Raw genomic sequence first — 20,134 nt, 5'->3', positions numbered from 1 at the left:
CAACCAAAAAGGGCTTTGCTGATAAAAAAGGAAGACTAAATAAATTCATTTGGAATAAGCGTTGGAACATCAAAAGAATTGTCTAGTTTTGCACTCCGAAACCGGGAAAGAACGCAGTTAACGTTCTCCTACCACGCGGGCGTGGCGAAATTGGTAGACGTGCCAGACTTAGGATCTGGTGCCGCAAGGCATGGGGGTTCGAGTCCCTCCGCCCGTACAAGAGTCAATTGTGAATGAGCGCATGAGTGAATTAGTGAATAAATAAGCTTCGGCTACCTATTCACTCAATCGCTTATCCGCTCATTCACTCATTTTAAACCGAATCGAACTCGTGGATATAGCCCTCGAAAAAGCAAGCGACACCAATGCGTCGCTGATAATTACGCTCAAACCAGAAGATTATAAAGCTGAAGTTGACAAGAAACTGAAGCAGTATGGCAAGCAGGCATCGCTGAAAGGCTTTCGTCCTGGCCACGTACCTGCTGCGGTTTTGCAAAAAATGTACGGCAAAGGAATCTTGGTTGAAGAGGTAAACAGCCTGTTGAGCAAAAGCGTAACCAACTACATCCGCGAGAACAAGTTGCAGGTAGTGGGTGATCCAATGCCGAACCGCGAAGAAGCTGATGCTATTGACTGGGATTCACAGGACGAATTCAAGTTTAGCTACGAACTAGGCCTGGCCTCTGATTTTGAGGTCGACATGACTTCGATTGGCTCGGTTAATAGCTACCAAATCGAAGCGGGCGACAAAGAGGTGAACGATACCATCGAAAACCTTCGCACTCAGTTCCAATCGCATCAGCACGCTGAAGAAGCAGCCGAAGGTGATACCATTTTTGGTGAGCTGAAGCAGCTTAACGCTCCTGAGGGCGCTGAAGCATTCGTGACCAAAACTGCGCTGCCGCTGGCTAAAGTTGCTCCCGACGCGTTAGGTACGTTCCTCGGTAAGAAAAAGGAAGAAACCTTCACGTTTGTAATGGAAGCCGCTTTTCCCGATGAGAAAGAGCGCGCGTTGGCAACCGGTGCTAAAAAAGAAGAAGCGGGTAACCTGACCGGCGAATTCTCATTCACAATTGAAGATGTAACCCGCCACGCGCCAGCCGAATTGAACCAGGAGTTCTTCGACAAAGTATTGGGCGTTGGTGCCGTTTCTGATGAAGAGACGTTCCGGGTGAAGGTGAAAGAAATCATTGGCCAGAATTATGGTCGTGAAACCGAGATGTTGCTTCGTAACGACATTGAAAAGGCGTTGCTCGAAAATATTCTGATCAGCCTGCCCGATGAGTTTCTGAAGAAGTGGTTGCTGGAAATGAACGAAGGCAAGTTCACACCTGAGCAAATCGAAGAGCAATATCCTGATTTCACGAAGTCGGCCAAATTGCAATTAATCAAAAACCGCGTTGCCGAGAAGAATGAACTCAACGTATCATTTGAAGAGGTCATGGCCGCTACACGTCAGATGGTTCGTGATCAGTTCGGATTTACCGGCAGCGATGGCGGCGAAATGGATGAAACCATTGAGAAGATCGCTAAAAACTACCTGATGGACGAAAAGAATAACGGACAGAACTACACGCAGACGTTTAACCGGGTATTCGACGATAAAGTGATTGACTATATCAAATCACAGTTGACGATTGTTGAGCAGACAGTATCACTCGATGAATTCCGCGAGCGGGCCAATGGGTAATCTGACCACAACGTGCAATCCATAAAAAAATGCCCCACGATAACTCGTGGGGCATTTTTTTATGGATTGCACCTGCACACGCAGTGTATAGGCTAAAACCCAATCTTAGGCCGTTCCTGCTTCTGACCCAGCGCCCAGACCAATTCAAGGGCTATCCGCTCGTCGTAGCGGCGTTTATGGAAATCAACCTCAAGCCGTAGTTTATCCAGTTCAAGTTGTTGCTTCTCAACGGTATTGCGTAACCGTTCGAGTTCATTGGGGGCAATCACGGTCGGTTCAAAAGCGGTCGGGCTGTCAGCAATCAGGTCGACAACGGTGGTTTGCAGCACATCGGCAATCTGCGCTAAACGGCTCAGTGTTAACTCTGTTTTGCCGCGTTCAATATCACCGTAGGCGGTGGTTGACAGACCCAGCAGGTCAGCCATATTTTCCTGCGAGAGGCCCTGCTGTAAACGGGCCAACCGAATGCGTTCGGGAGTGGGCTGAGCGTTGCTTAATTGCTTCATAACAAGGAATAGCGAGGAAATATCAAGAAAAAGCGACAGGGATTCTCCACTCTACAACGCAACTTTGTGGCGGATAAGTTTTGAAACTTACAACCTGACTCGTTCGTTACTTTTTTAAATCTGTTTAATGTTCAATGTCCAACCGTTCAAAGTTTGAGTGCTCTAGGTAAAGTAGCTTTGAACTTTAGATATTAAACATTGAACTTCCTTTAATCACACACATGCAGTACGGAGACGAATTTCGCAAGTTTGCCGTCCACCACATGGGCCTTAATGGTCTGACGGTCGACGGGTATGTTAAGCACACGGTTAACAACCATTACGTTGAAAATATGACGCGCTCGGTCATTGAAGAGCGGCCAATGAACTTCCGGGAGGTAGACGTATTTTCGCGTCTGATGGCCGACCGGATTATCTTCATGGGTATGGGCGTTGATGATAACATTGCCAACATCATTGTTGCCCAGTTGCTGTTCCTCGAATCAGCCGATCCGAAGAAAGACATCCTGATGTACATCAACAGCCCCGGTGGCTCGGTGTATGCCGGTTTGGGCATATACGACACTATGCAGTACGTTCGGCCCGACGTGGCTACGGTTTGCACTAGCCTTGCCGCCTCAATGGGCGCGGTATTGCTGGCGGGTGGTGCGGCCGGCAAACGGTCGGCGTTGCCACACGCACGGGTTATGATTCACCAGCCATCGGGCGGGGCACAAGGCCAGTCGGTCGACATCGAAATCACCGCACGTGAGATCGTGAAACTGCGCGAAGAACTGTACCAAATCCTGGCCGATCACTCAGGAAAGTCGTTCGAGCAAATCGAAAAAGACTCGGATCGTGACAAGTGGCTCCGTGCCGAAGAAGCCAAAGAGTACGGCCTCATCGACGAAGTCCTCCGCCGCGAACGGACGATTGGGGAGAAGTAAGTTTAGTGTTGCCTTACTAATTGTATGGCCTTATCACTAATCGTTAATATGTAGGGGCTGGCCATCGTGCCCGCCCGCTTTCGAACGCAAAGCGACCACTAAATTTGCCTCAGGCTACTCAGTAGTCTGTGACAAATTCAGCGGTCGCTTTTGCGTTTGGGAATGTTGGTATTTGCGGGAGTTGTCGAATTCAAGAACGGCACCTGAAGTAGAACGTTTCGTTAACTGACGCGCACTTTTTCAGCGGTCGCTTTGCGCCCGAAAGCGGGCGGCCACTGTGGGCCGCCCCTACATGCCAACCCACTTCCTAATGATCTGGGCCAGGGGTTTGAACTCGATCAGAAAGCCGTCGTGGCCGTATAGAGAGTTTATCTCTTCGTAGACGGCGTTCGGGATATGGCGGGCTAGAAACTGCTGTTCGGTCGGCGGGAAGAGCACGTCGGAATGAATACCGACAACCAGCGTTTTGGCTTCGATAAGACCCAAAGCGTTGGGAATACTACCCCGGTTCCGGCCGACATTATGCGAATCCATGGCTTTCGTTAATAGCCAGTATGTGAATGCGTTGAACCGGCTGACTAGTTTTTCGCCCTGATAGCGCTGGTAGCCGGCAGCCTTGTATTGGTCGGTCTGCTCGTTGTTATCCAATGCCTGCGTAAAAGCATACGTTTCGTAATTGCGGTAGGAGAGAAGGGCAATAGACCGAGCCGCTTTCAGGCCGCGTTGACCCGCTTCAGGTACGCTATCGGCCCAGGTAGGGTCTGCTTCCAGCGCCATCCGCTGCGATTCGTTGAAGGCAATTCCCCAGGGCGAGAATACCGCATTGGTCGCAATCAGAATCAGGTTTTTAATCAGCTTAGGCTGCATAATGGCCCATTCCACTGCTTGTTGGCCACCCACAGATCCACCTACGCAGGTATGAATCTGTTCGATCCCCAGTTCTTGCCGTAATAGATCCAGTGCCCCGACCATATCGCGAATGGTAACGGTAGGGAACGTGTGGCAGTAGGGTTCGCCCGTTTTCGAATTGATGGTCAACGGCCCGGTAGAGCCATAACAGCCGCCCAGCACATTGGCGCAGATGATAAAATATTGAGCTGGGTCGTAGAATTTACCGGGTCCTACCAGTCCGCTCCACCACTCGCCGGGGTCTGCATTACCGGTCAGGGCGTGGCAAACCCAGATCACGTTACTGCCGTCATCGTTGATGGTACCCCGCGTGGTATAAGCCAGTCTGAAACCGGACAATTCCTCCCCCAATTCAAGGGAGTACGAAAACTTGTAGTCGAAGTAGTGCAAGGGGGAAAGAAGAAGGGTTTGTAGTTTGTTGTTCGAGGTTTGTGATTGCGCTGCTAGCCCACGGAACTGGAGAGTTGGCAACGCAACCACAAACCTCAAACCACAGACCACAAACTAATTAAGAACAGCCTGTTCAATTTGGGCGAATGCCTGTTCGAAGTCGGCTTTTATATCGTCGATATGTTCGATGCCGAGCGATACGCGCAAAAGGCCTGGCTCAACACCGGCGGCTGTCTGGTCATCGGTCGATAACTGTGAGTGGGTTGTGCTGGCGGGGTGAATGATCAGCGTTTTAGCATCGCCCACGTTGGCCAGATGGCTCACCATCTTCAGTGAATTCACAACAGTGTCGCCGGCTTCGCGACCTGCTTTCAGTTTGAACGACAACACACCACCCGAACCGCGTGTCAGGTATTTTTTGGCCAGGGCGTTGTACTTGCTGCTGGCGAGGCCGGGGTAGTTCACGTACTCGACCAGTTCGTGCTGCTCCAGCCATTCGGCTAGGGCGAGCGCGTTTTCGCAGGTACGTTCAACCCGTAGCGATAGCGTTTCGAGGCCCTGAATCAGCATCCAGCTATTGAACGGACTCTGTGATGGACCCCAGTCGCGGAGGCCTTCGACCCGGGCGCGGATGATGAACTGAATGTTGCCGAATGGGCCGCCAATGCCGAATACATCGTTCATCACCAGTCCGTGGTAACTCGGCGATGGCTCGGTAAACTGCGGATACTTGCCATTGCCCCAGTTGAACGTACCTGCATCGACAATAACGCCGCCCATTGTGGTGCCGTGACCACCAATCCATTTTGTGGCCGACTCGACCAGAATATGCGCACCGTGCTTCAAGGGTGCACAGATGGCACCTCCCGCGCCAAACGTATTATCGACGATCAGCGGTAAATCATACTTGTTGGCCAGCGCTACGAAGGCTTCGAAATCAGGAATGCTGAAGCTGGGGTTACCGATGGTTTCGAGGTAAATCGCCTTCGTTTTCTCGTCGATCAGCGGCTCGAAACTGGCAGGGTTGTCGCCATCGGCAAAGCGTGCTTCTACGCCGATATTTTTAAACGAGTTCTTGAACTGATTATAGGAACCGCCGTACAGAAATGACGTCGTTACGAAGTTGTCGCCAACCGACGTGATGTTGTTGATGGCCAGAAACTGGGCCGAGTGCCCTGATGCTGTTGCCAGTGCCGCTACTCCACCTTCGAGCGCCGCTACGCGTTTCTCGAAAACATCGGTGGTGGGGTTCATCAGGCGGGTATAAATATTGCCAAATTCCTGAAGGGCAAAGAGCCGCGCACCGTGGGCCGAGTCGTTGAACTGATAGGCGGTTGTTTGGTAAAGGGGCACTGCCCGAGAGTGCGTTACCGCGTCGATCTCCTGCCCGGCGTGGAGCTGGAGCGTCTCGAATTGAGGTTGATTAGCCATAAATAGCGTGTAGAATCAGCCGGCGACGGCTGGTTGGTTTGTAGAGGCCATAGGCCCGGAATAAGTAGGAATAGGAAGAATTGACCAGTGCTTCTGAAGACTGGTTGTATGGAACGTCAATAGCCCGTGGCGGGCATACGTCGGTAGGTAAGGCGTGTATAGCGCATGTTGTCAGTTTGGTTTATATGCCCCACGAACACCTTGTTGCGGGCAGGACGTAGCACCTTGCCATGTGGTAGGTTGCCTGAGGTTCGCAGAGCCTGATCTCTCCCCTCATCTCTATAAATCAACGGGTGGCTGTTTATCCCGGGTGGGCAGTACCGTATTGACTTGATGTTGCAAACATACGGCTCAGCCGTTGATTGCGCAATGTTTAGTGTGCTGAACGTACCTGACCCAATGAGGATACAGTAATGAATTTACTTACCGATGAATCTGTTTTTAATGTAACTACTCTTTCAACCAACAACTTACTTATGGCTTCTTTTGGCAGTATTGGCCTTCTGCTTGTTGTATTAACCAGTCTCATCACCTTCGGGGCATTCCGACGGGAAGCGCTACTGGATCAGTACATATTTTCTGTTGAGCGTATCTTGGTTTACAAAGAATACCGTCGTCTGATCAGCTCGGGTTTTGTGCATGCCAACTGGATACACCTGCTTTTCAATATGTATGCGCTCATGTCGTTTGCCGGTACATTGGAGCGGGTAACCGGCCCGTGGCACGTGTTAATTATTTATTTCGCCAGTCTCGTGGGTGGAAATTTATTATCGCTCTTCATTAACCGAAACAACTACGGGTATCGGGCAGTGGGTGCGTCGGGGGCTGTGGCCGGGATCATCTTTGCTGTTATTCTACTTTTTCCGGGCATGCAAATGGGTATGCTGTTTTTACCATTCCGTTTACCTGCCTGGCTTTTTGGCCTGGCATTTACGCTGTTCTCTATCTATGGAATTAAATCACGCACCGATAACATTGGGCACGAGGCTCATTTGGGAGGTGCGTTAATTGGCGTGCTGACCATGTGTGCGCTCGAACCGCTTGTGTTGCAGGGCAACTGGCCTATCGCGCTACTGCTGACGTTACCGACCATTATGTTCATGCTATTTTTGATCAACCGGCCCGAGTGGCTTTATATTAATGGCTTTTCGTCAACGGCCACGCAACATGAAACAAAAGATGAGCGGTATAACGCGGCTAAATTTCAGCGGCAACAGGAGATTGACCGGATACTGGATAAGATCAACGAGCGGGGTGTGAACAGCCTTACCGAGCAAGAACGCGACTTACTTGAAGGACGGTAGGTACGTTCATTTATGAAATTTTAATACAAGCGTAGATACTCTATGGGTCAGTAGGTTAAGTATAGTTGTGGTGATAATTCCACAATAATGTAGAATGTAATCAGCATAAAAAGCCATCATTTGTTTGGTCTTATGACGGGTTGGCCATAGTTTAGCAACTGTAACTACGACTTAACCCGTCCGTTTATGCTGAAGAAAGTGCTCCTGACAGCCTGTTTCGCTGTCTCGTTTGGCATCACCCAAGCCCAGACCAATGCCGAACTGGCAATGGTAACGGTTGACATGAAGCCGGTTGTTTCTGCTGATAAAGTAGCCTCAACTTCGTCTGAATCCGCTTCTTTTTACGACGATATACCCATTGTCAGCGACGTAATCGGCTTTGCCAAAAAGCATCTTTCCATTCGTTACCGTTCCGGCGGCACTACCCCGAAAGGGTTCGACTGTTCGGGGTTCACCCGGTTCTGTTTTAGCCAGTTTGGCGTCAATTTACCCCATTCAAGTGCCGCTCAGGGAAACGTGGGGGTCAAGGTAGATAAAGAGGCTGCCAAGCCCGGCGACTTGATTTTCTTCAAAGGACATTCATCGGGCGGGAGTCGCATTGGCCATGTTGGCATGATCACAGAAGTGGTCGGTAATCAAATCAAATTCATTCATTCGGCCTGGGGCGGCGGCATCCGTTTCGATTACCTGGACGCTGCTTATTACCGCAATCGCTACATGGGTATTCGCCGGGTAGCCCGACTTGTGGCCGAGAAATAAGGCTTACGCTATAGCTTTGAGAGGTCGTTGCCGAAGGGTAGCGACCTTTTTTAGTAGAATACTGGCTGAATCGTATTACTGAGTAGATACCTGCTTTACGGAAAGTAACTCTGGGCCACGGAGCAGTTAATGCCTGTTTTATTACGCTGAAAGCTTTCTATGATCCATACACGAATTGCTGTCTATACAACGGCGCTGGCGCTCTTGCTTGCCGCTGCGAGTTATACTCGGGAGGCGTACTGTCAGACAATGCAGCAGTCGGTGCAGGTATGGCTGACTAACCCAGATCGGTCTGCACTCTTTGCCCAACAGCCAGGTACGTTGCCGTTTACCAGCAAGACAAGTTCAAACCCATTAATTGAGATTGATGAAAGCCAGAGGTTCCAGTCAATAGATGGCTTTGGTTACACGCTGACAGGCGGCAGTGCCAAACTCATCAGCCAGATGGGTACAAAGGCGAAAGCTGCTTTACTACATGAACTTTTTGCGGTAGATGGTCAAAGCATTGGCGTGAGTTACCTGCGCATCAGTATTGGTGCGTCGGATCTGGACGATCGGGTATTTTCGTACGATGACCTGCCCGAGGGTCAGACCGATGTAGCACTGGCAAAATTTTCAATAGCACCTGACCGGGCTTATCTGATCCCGATTCTCAAACAGATTCTGGCGATCAATCCGGCTATTAAGATTATGGGTTCGCCCTGGTCGCCGCCAGCATGGATGAAGACGAATCAGCAATCGAAAGGGGGGAGTCTGAAGTCTGAATACTACGATGCCTACGCCCAGTACTTCATTAAGTACATTCAAGCCATGAAAACGGAAGGTATTCGAATAGATGCCATCACAATTCAGAACGAACCGTTGCACCCGGGAAATAATCCTAGTTTGCTGATGTTGCCACAAGAGCAGGCCGCGTTTATCAAGAAGAACCTGGGGCCAGCGTTCAAACAGGCGGGAATAACCACCAAGATTATCATATACGATCATAATGCTGATCGTCCCGATTATCCGATCTCAATCCTCAACGACCCGGAGGTCAAACCCTATGTCGACGGATCGGCTTTTCATTTATATGGAGGTCCTGTTTCAGCGCTGAGTGAGGTTCATAAAGCGCATCCCGACAAGAATCTGTACTTCACTGAACAATGGACTGGAGCGCCCGGTAATCTGAAAGGCGATTTGGGTTGGCACGTGGCCAACCTGATTATCGGTGCCACCCGAAACTGGAGCCGTACAGTACTGGAGTGGAATCTGGCCGCTAACCCTAAACAGGAGCCGCATACAGACGGCGGCTGTACAGAATGCCTCGGGGCTATCACACTGGATGGTAATACCATTACCCGTAATCCAGCCTATTACGTCATTGCGTCGGCTTCTAAATTTGTGCGACCGGGGTCGGTACGAATAGCTACCAATATGCCTGAGTCGTTACCGAATGTGGCTTTCAAAACGCCGAATGGTGGTACCACACTTATTGTGCTGAACAGCGGTAAGGGCCCCCAATCGTTTGCCGTCCGCTATCGGGGTAAGAGCATTACCAGCACACTGAAAGAGGGAAGTGTAGGTACGTACGTGTGGTAAACTAAGCAATTCAGGCTAGGTTACGAACACACTATCTAAAGCGCTTGATTCTGCAGATTAATAAATTCTATTAGCTCAAGTACGTCTAAAACCCTGTCCACGGCGGCGTTATCAATGGCCTGTTGTGGCATGTAGGCAACCTGGGCTGAGGTCGGTTGCTGAGCCACACTGATACCGCCCGCCTGTTTAATGGCTTGTAATCCCCGGGTGCCATCGGCATTCGCTCCCGACAGAAGAATGCCCACCACACCGGCTCCATACACATCAGCGGCCGACTCAAACGTAACGTCGATAGAGGGTCGGCTGAAGTGGACTTTCTCAGAATCGTCGAGCGAAAAAGTGCCGTTTTTCTCGAATAGGAGGTGGTAATCGGCCGGGGCTAGGTAAATGTGGCCCGGTTTCAATAGGTCTTTGTCGTCTACTTCGTGTACGGGTAGGCTTGTTTTGGTAGCCAGAAGGGCCGCCAAAGGTGAGTTTGATGTGTTTTTCCGGTGAACGACTACCACAAGGCTGAGGGTCAGGGGCGATTGTAGTGCCGATAGCACGGGTAGCAATACATCGAGGCTACCGGTAGAACCTCCAATAACAACAACGGTACGGGTCTGCTTTGCCATGGCTTTCATCAGCCGATTTTACGCCATATTTTTTCGGGCGTCACCTGTCTATAATTTGTCCGAATGGCCGAGAGTTTCAGGGTTTCTCTGGAACCCAGGGCCAGATAACTAAGTGGACCCAAACTTTCATCGAATAGCCGTAACACACGTTCCTGAAGTTCCTTATCAAAGTAGATCAGCACGTTACGGCACATGATCAGATCGAACTCGTTGAACGAATGATCAGAAACCAAGTTGTGGGTAGAAAAAACCATCTTTGTGGCCAGGTCCTCGTTGAACTTCACGTACCCATAATTCGCGGTGTAGTACATCGAGAAATCCCGCGTGCCGCCCGATAGCTGGTAATTCTCGGAATATTGCGGCATGGGAGCGAGCGTAAAAATGCCTTTACGAGCTGACTCCAACACGTCGGGATTCAGGTCGGTGGCGTAAATCAGGGATTTATGCAGTAGACCCGCTTCGTGCAGTAAAATAGCCATCGAATAGACCTCTTCGCCTGTTGAACAGCCCGCATGCCAGATACGGATAAACGGCTTGGCGGCCAGCGTGGGCAGTACTTCGGTTCGCAGGCATTTGTAGAACAAAGGGTCCCGAAACATTTCGGTCACGTTCACGGTCAGTTCTTCCACGAAGCGTTTGAGGTAGTCGGCGTCGGAACGTACCTGATAGCGCAACTCGGCAAAGCTGGGAAACCGATCGGCCACCCACAACCGGTTGATCCGGCGTTTCAGCGATGCCCGGCTGTAGCGGGTGAAATCGTAACCGTATAATTCCAGGATGTCGTGTAGCAGAAGCGTTACCTGTTCGTCCTCAATCATCTTCACTAGCAACTACTTGACAGTAAATGAATCAGCCGGTCAACGTCGATTGGTTTGGCTACGTATTCGGTTGCCCCGGCTTGTAAACATTTTTCCCGATCACCCACCATCGCCTGTGCTGTTACAGACAGAATGGGTGTATCGCGGCGGCTCGGAATGTTTTTGATACGCGGAATAGCTTCGTAACCATCCATATCGGGCATCATCATATCGATCAGAATGGCGTCTATAGGCTCATCGGTTTGTAGCAAAGCGAGTGCCTCCTGCGCACCAAGGCAGGATAAACAGTCGAATCCTTTCGCCTTCAGCGTAGCGGTCAGCGCAAAAATATTCCGGGGGTCATCGTCTATGACTAAGACTCGTTTTTTAGGCATTCTGTTTATGGTTAGGCCCGTTGTAGCGCCGAAGCTCCAGCTTCGATAGTGATTGATATTACTAGACTACCGAAGCTGGAGCTTCGGCGCTACAACGTACTTATCTTCGGTCGTAAAGCCAGACGCGCAGCAGTGATACCAGTTGGTCAATGTCTACGGGTTTGGTGATGTAATCCGATGCGCCTGCCTGAAGGCATTTTTCGCGGTCTCCAGTCATGGCTTTGGCCGTAACGGCAATCACCGGCAGGTTTTTCCACTGGTAGTGTTCCCGAATATGGCGCGCCGTTTCGTAGCCATCCATTTGCGGCATCATCATATCCAGCAAGACCAAATCAATTTCCGGGTGTTCGGTAAGTTTTTGCAGAGCCTCTTTACCATCCAGGGCGGCCACTACGGTCATGTTATACTGCTCCAGGGCTTTAGAAAGTGAGAAGATGTTCCGCACATCATCGTCGGCTACCAGAACCGTTTTTCCCGTCAGTACCTGATTCAGTGCGCCCAGCTTTTTGCCGGTACTGCCAGTTGGCGTTGCTTTGTTGCTTTCAACCAGGTGCAGGAACAGCGACACCTCGTCGAGCATTCGCTGGTAGGAGTGGGCCGTTTTGACAATGATCGAATCAGCGTATTTTTTGATCTTCAGCTCTTCCGTCATCGATAGGCTCTTACCCGTGAAAACGATAATTGGCAGGTTTTCCAGCCCCGGATTTCGCCGGGCTTCTTCGAGCGTTTCGTACGCTTTCTGATCGGGTATACCCATATCCAGAATCACACAATCGACTTCTTTCCCCTGAAGTGCGTCGATGCCGTCTGCGATGCTACTCTTCAGTTCTGAACTGATGTTGAACGTTTCCAGGAAGTAAGCCAGCGCCTTGGCGTGTTTGGGATTATCTTCCACAATCAAAACTTTCTTGGGGTCGCGGGTCAAGACGTCTTCCAGCTTTTTAAAGACGGTCTGCATCTGCTCAAACGCCATTGGCTTGTCTACAAAATCGATCGCCCCTTTCAGTCGACTTTCATTCTTAAGCTTGTGCGACGACATAATATGCACTGGAATAGGCCGGGTTTGCGGGTCGGCTTTCAGGGCGTCCATCACCTCCCAGCCGCTCATAACCGGCAATTGAATATCCAGCAAGATACCAATAGGCTTGTATTGGGTCGCCAGCGTCAGACCTTCGTCGCCCCGAACGGCCACCACGCCTTTGTAGCCTTTCTGACGGGCATAGTCGAGCAGTGATTTGGCAAAGTGAATATCGTCTTCCACAATCAGAATCACTTTGTCGGTATCCTCAATACGATCCCGATCGTCGGGCACGGCGTCGGGTATTCGGTTGCTGAGGTATCGTTTTTCCGGTTCCGGAACTACGGTTGCCGGCATCACCGGCTGCTGACGCGGGGCTGGCAAAGCGGGTGCGGGCGTTGGCGTTACCGGCTGCGTGCCTCTGATTGGCAGGCGTACCGTGAACTCACTGCCTTCATTGACCTTGCTTTTTAGCGTGATTTCGCCGCCGAGTAGCTTAGCCAATTCACGGCTGATGGACAGGCCTAACCCGGTGCCGCCATATTTGCGTTTGGTAGACCCGTCGGCTTGCTGAAAAGCCTCAAATACCAACGGTTGCTTTTCGGTCGGAATACCAATTCCCGTATCGGTTACGGCGAAACTGAGCACCTGCGTACGCGGCTGGCTCGAAATAGTCAGACGTACCTGACCATTGGCCGTAAACTTGAGCGCATTCGCCAACAGATTTTTAAGAATCTGACCCAGTCGCATCCGGTCGGTTTCGATGGTGGCAGGTACGTCTGGTGCTACAATAATCGAGAAGTCCAGACCTTTTTCTTTGGCCATCAGGCCAAACAGGGCTTGTAGCTCGTCGGTAATGTCAGTGAGGGCTACGTCCTGAAAATCCAGATTCATCTGCCCCGCTTCAATCTTCGACAGATCCAGAATTTCGTCGATCAGCCCCAATAGCCCGTTGCCCGACGATTGAATGACTTTGGCGTATTCGACCTGATCGCCCGAGAGGTTGGCTTCGTTGTTTTCAGCCAGCAGTCGGCTCAGGAGGAGAATTGAGTTGAGTGGCGTGCGTAACTCATGCGACATGTTGGCCAGGAACTCCGATTTGTAGCGGGTTGCCAGTTCCAGCTCATCGGCCTTCTTCTGTATTTCGCCGTTCCGTTCTTCCAGCAATAGCCCGCGCTCTTCTAACTCGGTGTTGGTTTGCTGCAATTCTTCCTGCTGCACCCGAAGTTCTTCTTCCGACGCCTGCAGTTTCTGTGCCTGCATTTCCAGTTCGGCGTTCAGGTTTTCCAGTTCGCTGTGCTGGGCCTGTAATTCTTCGGCTTGCACCTGTGTCTCTTCCAGAAAATCCTGGAGCCGGATAAAATCAAGCGCGGCATTCACGCCCATTGCCATCGCTTCGCCGTTCTGCTCCAGGAACTGAATTTCCAGCGGAGTTGGCTGGCGCAGTAAACCCACTTCAACCGCCCCAACACAAGCGTTATCGTAGACTAGCGGAACAACAGTGACCGAAGCAGGAGGAGTCTGGCCCAACGACGAACGTACCTGACTATAGGTGGCGGGCAGGTCAGAAACGGTGAGGGTTTGCTTGCTGGCAATGGCCTGACCAACCAGCCCAACGCCGGCGGTAACGATCTGTGGGGCCTGATCGGCTGCATAGCTGCCCGCCAGTTTAAAGGTGCCGTCTGTGTCTGCCAGATAAACCGTTCCCAGTGGCGCGTTCAGGTAACCGGCAATGGCGTCGATCAGGCGGGTACCCAGATTGGTTAGGCGTTTTTCGCCCCGTATGGCATCGTTCAGCTTTACCACGCCGGTCTGGAGCCAGTTCCGGTCTTTCAGGTCAGTAAAGGTCTGTTCCAGCGAGTTGGCCATTCGGTTCAGCGCTTTGGCAATCCGCCCCAGTTCATCGTCCTGATCGTCGTTGCTACGAGCACCGTAGTCACCATCAGCAATTTTTCGGGTAATGGTTTCCATCACGGTAATGCGGCGGGCTGTTTGGGCATATTCCCGTTCGGCGGCCAGTTGCTGGGCCAGTCGGGTATCCATGTCGGTTTTGATTCGCCGGTAGGTAAAGGCGGTGATCATCATAGAAATAACCGCGGCAATAATGAGCAGGAAGGGCGTATAGGTGATGTAGAACTGCTGTTGCTGAAGGCGGGTTTGCAGTAAATCACTCTCTGACCGCTGGATACGGCTGATGGTCGTCCGCAGCGAATCCATGGTCCTTCTTCCGACCGACAGGGCGGCGTATCGTTGCGCTGAGTCCTGACGTACCCGGCGTTGCTGATAGAGGGCTATTCCTCGCCGCATGTGCATGAACTTACGTTCGTACAGTCCCTTAACCGCTTCCAGGTTTTTCTGCTGGAGTTGATTATCAGCTGTCAGCGTCTGAAGCTTACCATAGCTTGTCGTTACCTTTTCGTAGCTGTCTGTATAGGGTTGCAGAAAACGCCGATCGTACGTCAGCAAATAGCCGCGTTGACCGGTTTCGGCGTCTTTCATATACGAGATGATGTTCTCTGCTTCGATCAGTACCTGATTGGTATGATTGACCAGATTCGAATTGCTGATCAGCTTCTGAATACTGTAGAATGAGGCAGTCAGGCTAACGAGCAGGAGCAGCGTTGACAGCGAAAAGACAACCTGAAGTTGCCTGATGACCGAGTTTGTTACTTGCGGCATAAAAGCGACTAAAAAAGCTTAGATAGGGAGTAGGGTAGTAACCTGCTCTGACTGAGTGATTGGTAGAATAAGCATAAAGCGCGACCCTGTTCCTTCACAGCTTCGGGCGGCAATGAGCCCGTGGTGCTTATCGATGTTCTTTTTGGCAATGGCCAAACCGATACCCGTGCCCTCGAAACGAGATTTGTCGTGTAGCCGCTGGAAGAGCACAAAAATGCGGTTCGCAAACTTCTCATCGAACCCAATGCCATTATCAGTGACTACAATCCGGCAATATGGTCCGTTGTGCGAGGGGAGGGCGTCGACCTCTTTACTAGCAATGCGCTCGGCTGCGATAGTGATCACCGGTGGCACGTTTGGCCGGGTAAATTTGAGGGCGTTACCAATCAGGTTCTGGAACACCTGCCGAATCCGGGGCGGAATGGCATCGAGAATGGGCAGATTTGCTACCGTGATCTGCGCCTGTTGCCGATTGATGGCTTCATCGAAATCGAGCAGAAGTTCACGTAGCAACGCATTTAAATCGGTAGGTTGAAACGGCTCCGGGGCCGATAGTTGGGCGTAGGTGAGCAAGTCATTGATAAGACTTGTCATCCGTGCCGAGGCCCGAATCGACCGGTCGAGGTAGGCGAGTGCATCGGGGTTATCGGTGAGGCACTGCTCTTTGATGAGGTCGTTCAGGAACTGGATTTTCCGGAGCGGTTCTTTCAAATCGTGCGACACCACCCAGGTAAACTGCTGTAATTCATGGTTGGCCCGTTCCAGAGCAGCGTTGTTCAGCACCAGTTCGTGGGTACGTTGGGCTACTTCCTGTTCGAGCCGTTCGGCGGCCTGCTTCTGGGCGTGAATGTCGGTGAACGTACCTATCCAGCGAATAATGCTGTCGTTCTTTCGAATGGGAAGCGCCCGCAGTAGGTGGTAGCGGTGGTTGTCAGATGTCAGCTCTTTCAGTCGTACTTCGCTGGTCCATTCTTTCCCACTTATCAACGCCGCTTCCCATTGTTCGGGGAAGTAATCGTCGGCGTGTGCTTCCGGAAACGTAGTGGCGCTGCCTGTATAATTTCGCCAGTGTTCATTGGCATATTCGAGTTTGCCATCGGGCCGGGCCGTGAAGGCCATGAGCGGTATGGAGGCCAACACTGTTTGAAGGTCATCGACCTGGGTAGCCAGGGCATCCTGTGCTTCTTTGCGAACGGCTATCTCGTGGCGAAGCGAGAGCTGCGTGGCCCTCAGTTCCTGCTGTTGCTCGTAAAGCTTTTGCAGCGTTTTTACCTTCAGAACCAGAATATCCGGATCAACGGGTTTAATCAGGTAATCGACGCCACCTGCGGTATATCCTCTGGTAATGAATTTCTTATCTGTATTAACGGCCGACAGAAAGATGATGGAGGTATCGCGGGCTTTGCCGAAACCGGAGATGGCGCTGGCTACTTCAAAGCCATCCATATCGGGCATCTGTACATCCAGAATAATGACAGAATAAGCCGTAGTGAGTACTTTCCGAAGGGCTTCTTCGCCCGATTCGGCCGTATCTACCTGGAAGCGATGCAGTTCGAGGATCTTCTGTAGAGGAAGAATATTTTCCCGCCTGTCATCAACGATGAGAATCATGTATGATTATGGTTAGTGCGCCGAAGCTGGGGGATTGCGCCGCAAAGATAACGTACCTGATCATGCTCTACCAGTCATGTTTACTACATGGACTATTCAGAGTAATAAGTTGATGGAGTGGCCTAAGGCCCAGCGGGCCGCAGCATCGGTAGAAAAAATAATAGGTGAGAAGGCCTAAGCCCATCGGGGCGGAGCATGCGTTCTTTTGAAAAGAATCGTATGTTGCGAATCGCTTTCATTTTGGTAGGTAAGGCCAATTTAAGCTGACTCTCAAAAAGCAACTGGCGAATAGCGTAGGTACGTATCCACCACTAAATGAAGCAGATAATCCACATGAACAAAGATCTGATAACAGCCTTCTGTAACCGTCTATTTTTGGTGGTATTATTACTGTTTTCAGTGAGTGGCCTTGCCCAAAGGGTAGTCTCTCCGACATTCAATTATGTGGAGCCGAGGTCAAAAAAAGTGGTTTCAATGGGTAGCTACCTGACTGATTTGAGAGGCTGGGGGAAATCAGCAGGCCCCCGGTGCTATTACAGCATCAGTTCGTATCGGTTTCACCTGGCCCAAACCGGTGAGATTGATAGTGTGGCGTTTAGTGGTGAGTTACCAAGGCAATTGAGCGAATTTTTTAAGGAGGGTATTCGTGAAAGCGAGCAATATTGGGTGTGTAAAAATTGCGCCAAAACGAATGGACATTGGTTTACGGTACCGGTCATGGCCTCATTTTTTGTTGGTTCGCCCTGCCCTTCCAATCAATCGTTTGATCAGATGAGGGCCATGTGGGACAGCCTTTTCGGAAAGGAACCCACCAAACTGATCAAGGTGTCAACCAACGAATGGTTACTGGAGCCAGTATATCTTGTACAAATGCGCTAACTACAAAAGTTGGCAGGTACGCTAGCCTTCGTCAAGTTTATAATCCCCCAAGCCAATCTTACCTTTGTCAGGTCGCTACGCTACTCGTGGCGGCCTTTTTTTGTTGGTATGTCGTTGATTTCCAATACTTCGTACTATTGTGTCGGCTTTGTTTCACTATATTCAGTATATGGTGAAGATCAAGGGAACGGACTGTCCAAATTAGCTTGATATGAGACTACAAGCCTTCGGGTATATACTGATGATGGTTTGCCAGACTTATGCGTTTGGACAAAGCTCCCCCAACGTTCGGTTTCTGGACGCTGAGGGACGATCTGCCATGAAGCGGATTGCTGTTGCCTTCTGGGGGCATCCTCAGGCACCGGAAACGACCTGCCTGGAAGCGTTTTGTTCGGTCACGTTCATCATTCCACGTAGCAGTCAGATCGATAGTATTCAGTTTTCGGCGGGAGTGCCGCCCGAAATCAGTCAGCCGATGACTCATGCGCTGAAGGAAACGGCCGAATACTGGTCGTTAGATCAGGCTACACCGGTGCGGATCATCATTCCTTTGTACATTGTTCCTTCCGCTTTATGTGAGGAAAAAGACCGGATAGGCTTATTCTTTCCCACTGTAAGTCAAGTGTTTGACTACGGGAAACCGCTAAACACTAAGATAAACCGTTTTTCGTACATGGAGCAGCCCTTGACGCCCGTGCAAGGAGTGGTCTACCCGCCGATGGTGATTAAAGGGAGAATAAATGATGTGTACTTGGTTAATCCATCGAAGAAGTAACTAGGTACGTTGGCTTAATCTACTGAAAAGCTAAACCAGAAACTTACCTTTGCCGGGCCGCTACACCAATCGTAGCGGCCTTTTTTTGTTGGTATGCCGTTGATCACCACCACATCGTACCGCCCGACCGCTTATTTGTGGAACGGTCATCTTCAGGCCGTTGTGCCGGCCCTGTTTCGCCATATCCCTGTCAGGTACGTTCGGCAACGGGTGGAAACCGACGACGAACCTATATCATTTTGCTCTATTTCTGTAGACTAAGAAATGCACAGAGTAGCGTGAATAGTTGATCAAATGATCTTCAACCGTTTAATAATTGTACTTAAATAATATTTTCTCATATTTTATTGATTTAGGGTGAATTCCCTACGTTTATAGGGAATTCACCCTAAATCAATAAAATATGAGAAAGCTATGCTTATCGCTGCTGACCAGTGTTCTGTTTATCCTTGTATTTTCTTGCGCTCCTGTAAGACAGGAGGCCATTAGTACGGCCGATGTGGCTGGTTTGGAAGAGACCCGCGCCTGGTTTGAAGCCACCCATCAGCCAAACGGTAGCGCCCGCTCAGGCGGTAAAGACGCGGCTTAGTTAGCCGATGTGAAAGTGGCCTGGGAAAAGGGTAAGCGGGTAGAGACAAAAAATAGTGAGGGCTTCACTATTCCACTGAGCCACAACCGGGTGATGTGGGGTGAAAGTGAAGATAAAATGACCGAAGTGCCTCCTTTACACTTGGTGGTGATGGAGAAAGACGGTAAACGCTATGCTTTTCTAGTGGTTATGCAGCCCGATGACCCGACCAACTGGTCAAAAGATCCTAAAACATTTACGGGTAAGGTACGTGTACTGGATTGGGAAGGGCATCCTGTTAAAGGCTGGAACGTGAAAAAGGGGGTGATAACGGGCCGAATATTCACGGGTACTGATTCTGGTTCATCCAGAAATGGCCGGGGTTGTGTAGACTTCTCCGACGACGTATATGAATGTGTGTATGAGGGTCATTGGGATTGCAAAAAGCCAAACCCTGATGGAGTCGTTGTTTACAAAAGAACAGAACAGCGACGTGGGAGTATGCCTTGTTCAAGGGTTTTTACCGAGAACTGCAAGAAATATGAACTAGATGAGGAGAATCTAGTCTCAGCCGAGGTAACCACAGTCTGTGATTCTCAGGAGGAGGCTGATTTGTTCGGCTTTATGACCTTTGAGCAGTACGCGAGTAGTTACAGTTATAGTTCAGGCTCAGGACCGAACGTGAACATATCAAATAATGGAAGCGTCATATATATTGGCAATAATAAAATCACCATTGATGCTTCAGTTACAGGTTGTTACCGAGAGCTTATTGAGAAAATTGTTAATGACAAAACCACTAGAGACCGCATTATTGATGATTTTGCCTCAAATTTTAGAGAGGGTGGCGCAGACATTAAGTTCATCCAAGTGAGTGAACCAGGGAAGGCACATGCCGCGTATAACCCAGGGCCGCCTCAATTAATTAAAATAAATAGTGCTTACCCTGGATCAACGCAAGAGTTTATGACTGCTATCATATTGCATGAAATGATTCACGCACTCATTATCATGAGTACTAATACTCCTGTTAATCCAGAGCAACTTGAGATGCATAGAAGTATGTTTTTTAACTGGGTGGAGAGGACAGCGACTACTATGGGTATTTATTACCCTAACTTAACGAGAGAAGAGTTGATAGCTTTCGGCTTAATTGGGTTAGACGATTATGTACAAACTGACAGAGAAACAATTGATTCATTGGCAAAGCAAAAGTATGGTATGACTCCAGAGGAAGCGATGTCAAAAATCACCCCTTACATGACGAGACAAAAAGGAACTACCTGTTCGTACTAGACTTAA

General features: G+C 50.2%; 18 protein-coding genes, 1 tRNA gene and 1 riboswitch. Of the genes, 11 read left to right on the top strand and 8 right to left on the bottom strand.

From position 1 onward, the window contains the following. Positions 1–135: 135 nt before the first annotated feature. Positions 136–217, top strand: a tRNA-Leu gene (locus tag ACAW87_RS12330). A gap of 114 nt (positions 218–331) precedes the next feature. Next, positions 332–1,690: a trigger factor gene (tig, locus tag ACAW87_RS12325; RefSeq protein WP_370723697.1), complete on the top strand. Its 1,359-nt coding sequence runs from the start codon at positions 332–334 to the stop codon at positions 1,688–1,690. A gap of 92 nt (positions 1,691–1,782) precedes the next feature. Here the strand turns inward: tig and ACAW87_RS12320 are convergent, their stop codons facing one another. Then, positions 1,783–2,196: a helix-turn-helix domain-containing protein gene (locus tag ACAW87_RS12320; RefSeq protein ID WP_370723696.1), complete on the bottom strand. Its 414-nt coding sequence runs from the start codon at positions 2,194–2,196 to the stop codon at positions 1,783–1,785. Between the two features lie 221 nt (positions 2,197–2,417). Here ACAW87_RS12320 and ACAW87_RS12315 point away from each other — a divergent pair, with 221 nt between their 5' ends. Further along, positions 2,418–3,122 (top strand): ClpP family protease, encoded by a 705-nt coding sequence (locus ACAW87_RS12315; protein ID WP_370723695.1) that lies wholly within the window; start codon positions 2,418–2,420, stop codon positions 3,120–3,122. 288 nt (positions 3,123–3,410) lie between these two features. On the opposite strand, the gene ACAW87_RS12310 is transcribed toward ACAW87_RS12315, so the two are convergent. Further along, positions 3,411–4,421 (bottom strand): homoserine O-acetyltransferase family protein, encoded by a 1,011-nt coding sequence (locus tag ACAW87_RS12310; protein WP_370723694.1) that lies wholly within the window; start codon positions 4,419–4,421, stop codon positions 3,411–3,413. Positions 4,422–4,535: 114 nt separating this feature from the next. Next, a complete protein-coding gene (locus ACAW87_RS12305; RefSeq protein WP_370723693.1) occupies positions 4,536–5,852 on the bottom strand; it encodes an O-acetylhomoserine aminocarboxypropyltransferase/cysteine synthase family protein in 1,317 nt (438 codons plus the stop codon). A gap of 178 nt (positions 5,853–6,030) precedes the next feature. Further along, positions 6,031–6,140, bottom strand: a riboswitch (SAM riboswitch). A gap of 188 nt (positions 6,141–6,328) precedes the next feature. Here ACAW87_RS12305 and ACAW87_RS12300 point away from each other — a divergent pair. From ACAW87_RS12300 to ACAW87_RS12290, 3 genes are all read left to right on the top strand, one after another. After that, a complete protein-coding gene (locus ACAW87_RS12300; protein WP_370723692.1) occupies positions 6,329–7,156 on the top strand; it encodes a rhomboid family intramembrane serine protease in 828 nt (275 codons plus the stop codon). A gap of 186 nt (positions 7,157–7,342) precedes the next feature. Then, a complete protein-coding gene (locus ACAW87_RS12295) occupies positions 7,343–7,915 on the top strand; it encodes a C40 family peptidase (protein ID WP_370723691.1) in 573 nt (190 codons plus the stop codon). A gap of 249 nt (positions 7,916–8,164) precedes the next feature. After that, the gene (locus tag ACAW87_RS12290; RefSeq protein WP_370723915.1) at positions 8,165–9,496 is read left to right on the top strand and encodes a glycoside hydrolase family 30 protein; all 1,332 of its coding nucleotides are present in this window, start codon (positions 8,165–8,167) and stop codon (positions 9,494–9,496) included. Between the two features lie 35 nt (positions 9,497–9,531). Here the strand turns inward: ACAW87_RS12290 and ACAW87_RS12285 are convergent, their stop codons facing one another. The 5 genes from ACAW87_RS12285 to ACAW87_RS12265 form a co-directional block, all read right to left on the bottom strand. After that, positions 9,532–10,110, bottom strand: a complete 579-nt coding sequence (locus tag ACAW87_RS12285) for a chemotaxis protein CheB (RefSeq protein WP_370723690.1) — start codon at positions 10,108–10,110, stop codon at positions 9,532–9,534. Positions 10,111–10,118: 8 nt separating this feature from the next. After that, positions 10,119–10,928 (bottom strand): CheR family methyltransferase, encoded by an 810-nt coding sequence (locus ACAW87_RS12280; RefSeq protein WP_370723689.1) that lies wholly within the window; start codon positions 10,926–10,928, stop codon positions 10,119–10,121. A 5-nt stretch (positions 10,929–10,933) separates the two neighbouring features. Then, the gene (locus tag ACAW87_RS12275; protein WP_370723688.1) at positions 10,934–11,302 is read right to left on the bottom strand and encodes a response regulator; all 369 of its coding nucleotides are present in this window, start codon (positions 11,300–11,302) and stop codon (positions 10,934–10,936) included. 100 nt (positions 11,303–11,402) lie between these two features. Beyond that, positions 11,403–14,999 (bottom strand): response regulator, encoded by a 3,597-nt coding sequence (locus ACAW87_RS12270; RefSeq protein WP_370723687.1) that lies wholly within the window; start codon positions 14,997–14,999, stop codon positions 11,403–11,405. 18 nt (positions 15,000–15,017) lie between these two features. Beyond that, the gene (locus ACAW87_RS12265) at positions 15,018–16,610 is read right to left on the bottom strand and encodes a sensor histidine kinase (protein ID WP_370723686.1); all 1,593 of its coding nucleotides are present in this window, start codon (positions 16,608–16,610) and stop codon (positions 15,018–15,020) included. 444 nt (positions 16,611–17,054) lie between these two features. On the opposite strand from ACAW87_RS12265, the gene ACAW87_RS12260 reads away from it, so the two are divergent. From ACAW87_RS12260 to ACAW87_RS12240, 5 genes are all read left to right on the top strand, one after another. Next, on the top strand, positions 17,055–17,489 hold the full coding sequence (locus ACAW87_RS12260; RefSeq protein WP_370723685.1) for a hypothetical protein: 435 nt from the start codon (positions 17,055–17,057) through the stop codon (positions 17,487–17,489). 211 nt (positions 17,490–17,700) lie between these two features. Further along, positions 17,701–18,264: a hypothetical protein gene (locus ACAW87_RS12255; protein ID WP_370723684.1), complete on the top strand. Its 564-nt coding sequence runs from the start codon at positions 17,701–17,703 to the stop codon at positions 18,262–18,264. Positions 18,265–18,357: 93 nt separating this feature from the next. After that, the gene (locus ACAW87_RS12250; RefSeq protein ID WP_370723683.1) at positions 18,358–18,525 is read left to right on the top strand and encodes a hypothetical protein; all 168 of its coding nucleotides are present in this window, start codon (positions 18,358–18,360) and stop codon (positions 18,523–18,525) included. Positions 18,526–18,667: 142 nt separating this feature from the next. Then, a complete protein-coding gene (locus tag ACAW87_RS12245) occupies positions 18,668–18,853 on the top strand; it encodes a hypothetical protein (RefSeq protein WP_370723682.1) in 186 nt (61 codons plus the stop codon). A gap of 9 nt (positions 18,854–18,862) precedes the next feature. Beyond that, positions 18,863–20,128, top strand: coding sequence for a hypothetical protein (locus ACAW87_RS12240; RefSeq protein ID WP_370723681.1), 1,266 nt, complete (start codon positions 18,863–18,865; stop codon positions 20,126–20,128). Positions 20,129–20,134: the final 6 nt, after the last annotated feature.

The organism is Fibrella aquatica (assembly GCF_041321135.1).
Lineage (GTDB): Bacteria > Bacteroidota > Bacteroidia > Cytophagales > Spirosomataceae > Fibrella > Fibrella aquatica.
Note: the sequence above shows the minus strand (reverse complement) of the source record. Positions and strands in the feature narration are given on the sequence as shown.